The sequence below is a fragment of the Vibrio sp. S12_S33 genome (assembly GCF_963889785.1).
Classification (GTDB): Bacteria; Pseudomonadota; Gammaproteobacteria; order Enterobacterales; family Vibrionaceae; genus Vibrio; species Vibrio aestuarianus.
Genome location: NZ_CAWPQZ010000199.1, coordinates 1 through 746 on the forward strand (window position 1 = coordinate 1; position 746 = coordinate 746).

At 43.8% G+C, this 746-nt stretch carries 1 protein-coding gene; it reads left to right on the plus strand.

Going from position 1 to position 746, the window contains the following annotated elements; translation table 11 throughout:
* Positions 1–39: 39 nt before the first annotated feature.
* A partial coding sequence (locus tag AACW06_RS19835) for an IS4 family transposase (RefSeq protein WP_192076368.1) occupies positions 40–746 on the plus strand: 707 nt, incomplete at its 3' end.

The window sequence follows — 746 nt, forward strand, 5'->3', positions numbered from 1 at the left end:
ATGTAAAAATCCGATAGACATTGTTTATCGGATTTTTTTATGCACGTTTCTCAAGCCCTCGATATCATCAACAGTTATAAACCAAATCACGTTGAGACACTCTCAGACCTCCTGCCCATTGAACTCATCAATAGTGCTTATGAGCTTACTGATACCGTTACTCTAAGAAAACGAAAGCTCACTTTAGAGTCGATGGCATGGTTACTGGTTGGCATGGCTATCTATAACGATAAATCCATGGCTGACATTGTCAATATGCTCGATATTGTTGACCGCACAGGTAAGCCATTTGTTGCTCCAAGTGCATTAACACAGCGAAGAAAAAACCTTGGTGAGTCAGCCGCTAAAGCGCTCTTTGAGTGTACGCAAAGTCATTGGTTCAAACAGGCTAACTTACCAAACTGGAACGGACTTACGTTACTGGGTGTTGATGGGGTTTTATGGCGAACAGAAGACTCAAAAGATAACGCTGAAGCGTTTGCTAAGCCCACGAATCGGGATGGTAAAGAAACACAGTATCCACAGGTGCGCATGGTCTGTCAGATGGAGCTGAGTAGTCATTTAATCACAGGCAGTGCTTTTGACTGTTATACCGTCAATGAAATGAAGCTGGCAGAGCAGCTTATCGAAACGACCCCCGATAACAGCTTAACGCTCTTCGACAAAGGCTTTTACTCCCTAGGTTTACTTCAAGCATGGAGCTCGCAAGGCATCAATCGCCATTGGCTTATCCCGATGAAAAAAGG